General features: G+C 63.5%; 7 protein-coding genes. All 7 read left to right on the top strand.

Going from position 1 to position 8,577, the window contains the following annotated elements:
• The coding region (locus tag AC0L3L_RS35915; protein WP_473642076.1) for a branched-chain amino acid ABC transporter permease at positions 1-730 on the top strand (730 nt) is incomplete at its 5' end.
• 3 nt (positions 731-733) lie between these two features.
• The gene (locus AC0L3L_RS35910) at positions 734-1,771 is read left to right on the top strand and encodes a branched-chain amino acid ABC transporter permease (RefSeq protein ID WP_473642074.1); all 1,038 of its coding nucleotides are present in this window, start codon (positions 734-736) and stop codon (positions 1,769-1,771) included.
• A gap of 49 nt (positions 1,772-1,820) precedes the next feature.
• Entirely contained in the window at positions 1,821-3,152 is a 1,332-nt protein-coding gene (locus AC0L3L_RS35905) for an ABC transporter substrate-binding protein (protein WP_473642072.1), read from the top strand.
• A gap of 67 nt (positions 3,153-3,219) precedes the next feature.
• A complete protein-coding gene (locus AC0L3L_RS35900) occupies positions 3,220-4,011 on the top strand; it encodes an ABC transporter ATP-binding protein (protein WP_473642070.1) in 792 nt (263 codons plus the stop codon).
• Positions 4,008-5,255, top strand: a complete 1,248-nt coding sequence (locus AC0L3L_RS35895) for an SfnB family sulfur acquisition oxidoreductase (protein ID WP_473642068.1) — start codon at positions 4,008-4,010, stop codon at positions 5,253-5,255. Before AC0L3L_RS35900 ends, AC0L3L_RS35895 begins: the two co-directional genes overlap by 4 nt.
• A gap of 31 nt (positions 5,256-5,286) precedes the next feature.
• Entirely contained in the window at positions 5,287-6,462 is a 1,176-nt protein-coding gene (ssuD, locus tag AC0L3L_RS35890) for an FMNH2-dependent alkanesulfonate monooxygenase (protein ID WP_473642066.1), read from the top strand.
• Positions 6,459-7,889, top strand: a complete 1,431-nt coding sequence (locus AC0L3L_RS35885) for an FAD/NAD(P)-binding protein (RefSeq protein WP_473642064.1) — start codon at positions 6,459-6,461, stop codon at positions 7,887-7,889. Before ssuD ends, AC0L3L_RS35885 begins: the two co-directional genes overlap by 4 nt.
• Positions 7,890-8,577 lie beyond the last annotated feature (688 nt).

Raw genomic sequence — 8,577 nt, 5'->3', positions numbered from 1 at the left:
CAGCCTCGTCGAACGCGGCATCCCCTTCGCGCTTTCGCTGCTCATCACCTTCGCGGTCATGGTCGCGCTGGGCTTCATCATCGAGCGGACTGTGCTCAGGCCGCTGGTCAATCGCTCGCCGATGACGCTGTTCATGGCCACACTCGGCCTGTCCTACATCATTGAGGGCGCTGCCCAGTTGATGTGGGGCACGCAGGTGCACGGGCTCGATCTCGGCATAGACGACACGCCCTTCGAGGTCGGCGGCATCCTGATCTCGTCGTTTGACCTTCTCGCCGCAGGCATTGCCGCGGCGATCGTGGCGGGCTTGAGCGCATTTTTCTATTGGACCCGGATCGGGCTGGCGTTTCGCGCCGTCGCCGACGACCAGTTTGCAGCACTTGCCGTCGGGCTGCGGCTGCCCCGGATATGGGGAACGGTGTGGACGGCCGCCGGGTTCGTGGCGCTGGTCGCGGGACTGCTGTGGGGTGCGCGTCTCGGTGTCCAGTTCTCTTTGTCGCTGATCGTGCTGAAGGCGCTGCCGGTGCTGGTGCTCGGCGGCTTTGATTCCATCCTCGGCGCCATCGTCGGCGGCCTCATCATCGGCGCCAGCGAAAAACTGGCCGAGGTCTATCTCGGCGCCTTCGTCGTCGGCGGCATCGAAGGCTGGTTCGCCTATGCGCTGGCGCTGGTGGTCCTGCTGGTGCGCCCCTCCGGCCTGTTTGGCCAGAAAACCGTCGAAAGGGTCTGACCGATGGCCGTGCAAGCGCTCGATGCCGCAAGGCCTCCAATCGACTGGCAGAGATTGGCTCTGCCGGCCGTGCTGATCGTCGTCGGCTACGGCCTGATCCCCGCCTATGCGCCGAGCTATCTCGTCGAGGCAATCCTGCTGCCGTTTCTGGCGCTCAGCCTGGCAGCGGTCGGTCTTAACCTGCTCACCGGCTATTGCGGGCAGCTTTCGCTCGGGTCCTCCGCCTTCATGGCGGTCGGTGCTTTTGCCGCCTACAATTTCAACCTGCGGGTCGACGGGCTGCCGCTGGCGGCGACCATGATCCTGGCCGGGATTTCGGCCGCCGGCATCGGCGTCGTGTTCGGCCTGCCCAGTCTCAGGCTGCGCGGCTTCTATCTCGCCGTGTCGACGCTCGCCGCCCAGTTCTTCGTGCAATGGGCGTTGACCAAGTTCGGCTGGTTCTCCAACTACAATCCGTCCGGGGTTATTTCCGCGCCGCGCCTTACCGTCGCGGGATTTTCGCTCGATGGCGCGACCGGCCGCTACCTGCTTTCGGTCACCACGGTCATCGTGCTCACCGCTCTTGTCTGGCGGCTGGTCAACAGCGCCACTGGCCGCAACTTCATTGCCGTGCGCGACAATGAAACGGCGGCGCGCGTCATCGGCGTGCCGGTGCTGCGAACCAAGCTGCTGGCTTTCGCCATCTCGTCCTTCATTATCGGCGTCGCGGGTGTGCTGTGGGCCTTCACCTACCTGCGCACCGTAGAGCCGGCCGGCTTCAACCTCGACCGCTCTTTCCAGATCCTGTTCATCATCATCGTCGGCGGACTGGCTTCGATGCGCGGTGCGTTTCTGGGCGCGGCCTTCATCGTCGTCTTCCCGCTTCTTCTGTCCCGGATCGGCGCCTTCGCGTTTGGCGGCCTGTTCGATTCGGGCGTGCTCGACATGAGCCAGCGCATCGTGCTCGGCGCCCTCCTCATCATCTTCATCATCGCGGAACCGAACGGGCTGTCGGCCCTCTTCGGCCGCCTGAAACGACGGATCGGCTCAAGGTCCAGCTGAGCGCCGCTCGACATCCTCTCACGGACCCACACCTCAGGAGACGCAACTCATGACCTTCTTCAGTCATCTCAAGAAAGCGGCGATCGCCACGGCCTTCGTGCTCGGCGCGACGGCTGTCCACGCCGACGAACAGTATTTCCCCCTGCAGAGCTATCGCGTCGGCCCCTATGCCGCCGGCGGCACCGGCTTCTTCGGCGGCTTCATCGATTACCTCAACCTGATCAACATCCGCGACGGTGGCGTCAACGGCGTCAAGCTGACCTGGAGCGAAGGCGAGACCCAGTATGAGGTCGAGAAGGGCGTCGAGGTCTACGAACGATTGAAGAGCAATCCGGGTATCGCCGCATGGAACCCGCTTTCGGTCGGCATCGCCTACGCCATGATCGACCGCATCACTGACGACAAGGTGCCGCTGGTCACCATCAACCACGGCCGCACCGACACCACGGACGGGCGCGTGTTCCCTTACGTCTTCCCGCTGCTGCTCAATCCCTACAGCGAGACTTCCGGAATCGTGAACTACATCGACTCCAGGGAAGGCAGCCTGGACAAGCTCAAGGGCAAGAAGATCGTGGTGCTCTATCACGGCTCGCCCTACGGCAAGGAGACGATCCCGATCTACGAGCTTTTGGCGCAGAAATACGGCTTCGAACTGTCGCAGATCGAGGTTCCGCATCCGGGCAACGAGCAGCAGGCACAATGGCTGACGATCCGTCGCGAGCATCCCGACTATGTGGTGCTGCGCGGCTGGGGCGTGATGAACCCTGTTGCGTTGAAGACTGCGCTGAAGACCGGTTTCCCAGCCGATCACATTGTCGGCAATGTCTGGTCGAATTCGGAAGAGGACGTCATCCCCGCGGGCGATGCCGCCAAGGGCTATACGGCCATCACCACCCAGGCCTCGGGCGAGCAGTATCCGGTGGTCCAGGAGATCGTGAAAACGGTCTACGGCGACGGCAAGGGCAATCTCGAGGACAAGAGCCGCATCGGCTCGGTCTACCACAATCTCGGCATCGTCAATGGCATCCTCAATGTCGAGGCGGTCCGCATCGCACAGGCCAGGTTCGGCAACCGCACGCTGACCGGCGACGAAGTGCGCTGGGGCTTCGAGCATCTCAAGCTCGATCCGGCGCGCGTCGAGGCGCTCGGCGCCAAGGACCTGTTCCACTCGATCAATGTCTCTTGGGACAATCACGAGGGTGACGGCTACGTGACCTTCCAGCAGTGGGACGGCAAGAAGTGGAACGTCGTGTCCGACTGGATCGCGCCCGACTGGAAGCTGCTGCGCCCGATCATCGAGAAGTCGTCCGAGGCTTATGCCACCGAGAAGGGCATCAAGATCCGCACGGCCGAGGACGCCGACGCATTGGTCAGCAACTGAGTTTGCCATGGCGTGGTGGCCGACAAACTGGCCGGTCGCGCTATCCAGCTTCCCAGCGGAGTCATCGATGTCCAGCCCCCATTATCCAATACTGTCAGTCAGCAGCGTGGAAGCTGTCTACAACGGCGCCATTGCCGCCCTGCACGGCGTCGACCTGTCGGTTGGGAGGGGCGAGATCGTCGCGCTGCTCGGCTCCAACGGCGCCGGCAAGACCACCCTGCTGCGCGCCTTATCCAATCTCCTCCCGGCCGAGCGCGGCAACATTACCGCCGGTCGGATCACCTTCGATGGCGAGGATGTTTCAAGGGCAAGCCCCTCACAGCTCGTCCGCAGCGGCCTCGTCCAGGTCCTTGAGGGCCGGCATTGCTTCCACTCGCTGACGGTCGAAGAGAACCTCTTCACCGGCGCGCTCGGACGCTCGTCCTCCCGCACCGGCGTCAAGGCCGATCTCGATCGTGTCTACTCACTTTTCCCAAGGCTCGCCGAGAAGCGGCGAACCCGGTCCGGCCTCACTTCCGGGGGCGAGCAGCAGATGACGGCAATCGGCCGCGGCCTGATGTCGCGGCCGAGGCTCTTTGTTCTGGACGAGCCGTCGATGGGGCTCGCACCGTTGATCGTCGACGAGATCTTCAGCGCCCTGAAACGGCTAAACCGCGATGAAGGCCTTTCGATCCTGGTTGCCGAACAGAATTCGGCGGTCGCGCTGAAATATGCCGACCGCGCCACCCTGCTCGAGAACGGCGTCAGCGTCCTCGAAGGATCGGCTGCCGAACTACGCCAGCGCGCCGATATCAAGACCTACTATCTCGGCGGCTCGCCGCTTCCATCCGACCATTTCCTCAAGGAGACCGCAGCATGACCATCCAATCGAAGCAGCCGTCCGATATCCGCAGCGCCGTGCCACCGGTCGAGCGTCCGTCAGCCAAGGCACATGTTATCAAGACCGACGCCGAGGCGATCGCTGTCGCCGAAAAACTGGCCGCGGAATTCGCCAGGGATGCCTCCAAGCGGGACCGTGAACGCATCTGGCCGACGGAAGAGCTCGATGCGTTTTCGCAGAGCGGCCTGTGGTCGATCAACGTGCCGAAAGCCTATGGCGGGCCGGAGCTCTCCTATGTGACGCTGTCGAAAGTGATCACCATCATCTCGGCGGCCGATCCGTCGCTGGGCCAGATTCCGCAGAACCATCTTGGCGTTGTTGCCGCCATCCGCACCGTCTCCGACGAGGCGCAGAAGAAGCTGCTGTTCGCCGAGGTGTTGTCCGGCACGCGCTTCGGCAACGCGTTCTCCGAATTCGGCTCCAAGCGGGCGGCCGACTTCGAAACCAAGTTCGTCGACGCCGGTGACCATGTCGTCGTCAACGGCCAGAAATTCTATTCGAGCGGCGCGCTGCTCGCGCATCTGGTCCCGATCGTAGCGCTCGATGACGAGGGCCGCGCCTGGTATGCCATCGCCGGTCGCGGCGCGCCCGGGCTGACGGTCATCGACGACTGGTCGAGCTTCGGCCAGAAGACGACGTTGTCCGGCACGGTCTTGCTCGACAACGTGAAGGTGCCGAAGACGCATCTGGTTCCCGGCTATAAGGGCTACGACCGGCCGACGGCCGACGGAGCCATCTTCCAGATCATCCAGGCCGCGGTCGATCTTGGCATCGCCAAGGCGGCGATCGACGAGACGGTCGATTTCGTGCGCACCAAGTCGCGCGCCTGGATCGACAGCGACGTCGATCATGCCTGGCAGGATCCCTATACGATCCAGGCGATCGGCGACCTTCGTCTGCGCGCCAATGCGGCAGAGGCGGTTCTGGAAAAGGCCGGGCTTGCGGTCGATCGCGCCGTCGCCGACCCGAACGAGAAGACCGTCGCGGAAGCGCAGATCGCTGTGGCGGAATCCAAGATCCTCACCACCGAGATCGCCATCAATGCCACCAACAAGCTATTTGAGCTCGCCGGCACGCGCTCGACGCTGGCCGAGCACAATCTCGACCGGCATTGGCGCAACGCCCGCACCCACACGCTGCACGATCCGGTGCGCTGGAAATACGCGATCCTCGGCAACTACTACCTCAACGATGTCAATCCGCCGCTCCATGCCTGGAGCTGAGCGAGGTGCGTCAAGTCACAGAGGACCACTCATGAGCGTTGCCACACCCGACAGGATCAAGGTCCTGTGGTTTCTTCCGACCCATGGCGACAGCCGCTATCTCGGCACCTCCGAGGCGGGCAGGGCGGTCGATCTGCCCTACCTCACCCAGGTCGCCAAGGCTGCCGATGCGATCGGCTACTATGGCGCGCTGCTGCCGACCGGACGCAGTTGCGAGGACAGCTGGGTCGTGGCGTCGGCGCTGACGCCGCTGACGCAGCGGCTTCGCTTTCTTGTCGCCGTCCGGCCGGGCCTGCAATCGCCGACGCTCGCCGCGCGCATGACCTCGACGCTAGACCGCATTTCGGGCGGACGCCTGCTCATCAATGTTGTCACCGGCGGCGACCCGGTCGAGAACAAGGGCGACGGCATCTTCCTCAGCCATGACGAGCGCTATGAGGTGACGCGGGAATTCCTCGACATCTACAAGGCCGTGCTGCGTGGCGAGACCGTTGCCTTCGCAGGCAAGCACTTCCGTATCGAGGACGGCCGGCTGCTGTTTCCGCCCGTGCAGACGCCGCATCCGCCGCTCTATTTCGGCGGCTCGTCAGAGGCGGCCAACGCGGTCGCCGCCGAACAGATCGACAAATATCTGACCTGGGGCGAACCGCCCGCAGACGTTGCAGCCAAGGTCGATCATGTGCGCGGTCTTGCTGAAAAAGCCGGGCGCCAGGTAACCTTCGGCATCAGGCTGCATGTCATCGTCCGCGAAACCAATGACGAGGCATGGGCCGATGCCGACCGGCTGATCAGCCGCCTCGACGACAAGACCATCGCCGAGGCGCAGAAGGTTTTCGCGCGCATGGATTCTGTCGGCCAGTCGCGCATGAGCCGGCTGCACGGCGGCCATCGCGACAAGCTCGAAATCAGTCCGAACCTGTGGGCCGGCGTCGGCCTGGTTCGCGGCGGCGCCGGCACCGCCCTGGTCGGCGATGCGGCCACGGTGGCGGAACGGATCGACGAATACCGGCGTATCGGCATCGATACCTTCATCCTCTCCGGTTATCCGCATGTGGAGGAAGCGTATCGTTTTGGCGAACTGGTACTGCCGCTATTGCCGCTCGATCATGAAATCTCGACGCGACCGACGGCCGTGAACATGGGACCTTTTGGCGAAACGGTGGCCGGCGATCATCGGCTATCGGCGCTCCGCGCGAGTCAGTCTTGAGCACCAGAGAATCGGGCAGAGGGCCGGTCCTAGCCATCATCGGCGGCGGCTTTTCAGGTGCGGCGACCGCGTTTCATCTTGCACGGCTTCTGCCCGCCGGAGCTGCCGATATCGTGGTCGTCGAGCCCCGAGAGGGGCTCGGCTATGGTCTGGCCTATTCGACGCCCGATCCTTCACACCGCATCAATGTGCCGGCGTCGAGGATGACGCTGATCTCCGGCCAGGACAGCCACTTTGCCGACTGGCTGGAGCAGACCGGCGCCATTGCGGACGATCCCGAGGCCATTGCCGCCAATGGAGCGCTCTACCCGCAGCGTCGCGTTTTCGGGCGCTACGTGGAATCCCATCTCCAGCCTTGGCTGAACAGCAAAACGATCCGTCATGTCAGATCCGCGGTCGCATCAGTCGAGCTCAATGGCGAGGGTTACCGCCTGATCCTCGCTGATGGAGGAACGCTCGCAGCGGACGCCCTGGTGATTGCGACAACGCATCCGCCACCGACTTTGCCATTGTCCCTGCAGTCCGTGGCTGGTGCAGCCGGGCTGGTAGCCAATCCCTATGATCTGGAAAGGCTGGAAGCGATCGGACGCTACGACCATGTGCTCGTCGTCGGCACTGGACTGACGTCGGCGGATGTCATCGCAACGCTCGACCGCAATGGCCATCGCGGTCGCATCACAGCACTTTCGCGCCATGGCTACCGGTCGCGAGGCCATGCGGCTATGCATGCCGATCCGATCGGCGACTTCACCGGCCTGCCGTCACGCAGCGCCACCGTGCTGCTCAGGCGTATCCGGTCGACCATCGCAACCGCCGCGCAGCAGGGCGAAGGCTGGCACCCCGTGCTCGACGCAGTCCGGCGACAAGGGCAAATCATCTGGCAGGCCCTGCCGCTCGCTGAGCAACGCCGCGTCGTGCGCCATTTGCGCGCGCTGTGGGATGTGCATCGCTTCCGCATAGCGCCACAGGTCGCGTCCGTGCTTGATCGCCGGGTTGCCGAGGGCATGCTCGACTACCACGCTGCATCGATTGTCGATGCCGAGCAGGTCGACGGCCGCATCCGCGTCACGCTCCGGCCAAGGCGCCAACGCACCCAGACCACCGAGACGTTCAATAAAGTGGTCGTCACGACAGGGCCGGCGCATGCCGATATTTTCCGGACCAACGCGGCGATTGCGGCGCTCGCACGGATGGGATTGGTGCGGCTCGACCCGATTGGCCTTGGCCTGGAAACTGACAGCCAAGGCCGTGCAATCGGGACATCCGGGCGGCCGACTGGCAGCATTTTCGTCAGCGGGCCATTGGCGCGCGGCAGCGTTGGCGAACTGATGGGAATTCCCGAAGTCACCGCGCATGCCGAGCGCATCGCCGCCGAAATTCACGATTGGCTTGGATACGAGACGGCGTTGCGTCGCAAGGCGTCGTGAGCTGCAAGCGGTGAGGCTATCCAGATGACACTGACGGAACGCATTACGAAGGTGGAAGCGCATTCGAGTTGACAAATAGGCCACTGGTCGCGTGCCGCTCCTGGCGCTTTCTGCATTGTCGCCTGGTACGACGAGCTTTACGTTTGTGACGGCTGCGGCGGGTCAGCTTAAAACTCCGTCCAGATCCTCTCGACCTTTGAGGTGCCGATATCCACCAGACTTCGCCCCGGCTGTCCGCCTTGACGCCAGCCGCAATGATGACAGCGACCCGAGACGATCAGCCCGCCACGGCGGAGCTTCAGGTAAGTGGGTCGAGAAAAAATTGGGCGGGAATACGCCTACAACGAGGCTGCTGGCCTTGTGCCGCAGGAGGTAAAGAATCTGCCGCCGCAGCCCGGTGCGGTCGTCGGACGTCGGATAATCTGAGAGCACCCTTAGGCGGCGAGCTTGGCTGCGCGTGCCTTCACTACTGTCGGCGTTTATCAACTCCAATCTGATCTCAGGGTGAGTGACGCGCTTGAAAAAATTTGCCCAATAAGCCTGCGTCCGGAATTTTGGCGATGATCCTCACCAATGCGATGAGCTGAAATTTCTAGCTAGCAACGGCCGCCCTAGGGGCGGGCCTCCAGCACCATGTTGAACGGCGTCTCCGTGGCGCGACGGAATCGCTTGAAGCCGCCGCCGGTCA

The sequence above is a fragment of the Mesorhizobium sp. WSM4849 genome (assembly GCF_055811385.1).
Note: the sequence above shows the minus strand (reverse complement) of the source record. Positions and strands in the feature narration are given on the sequence as shown.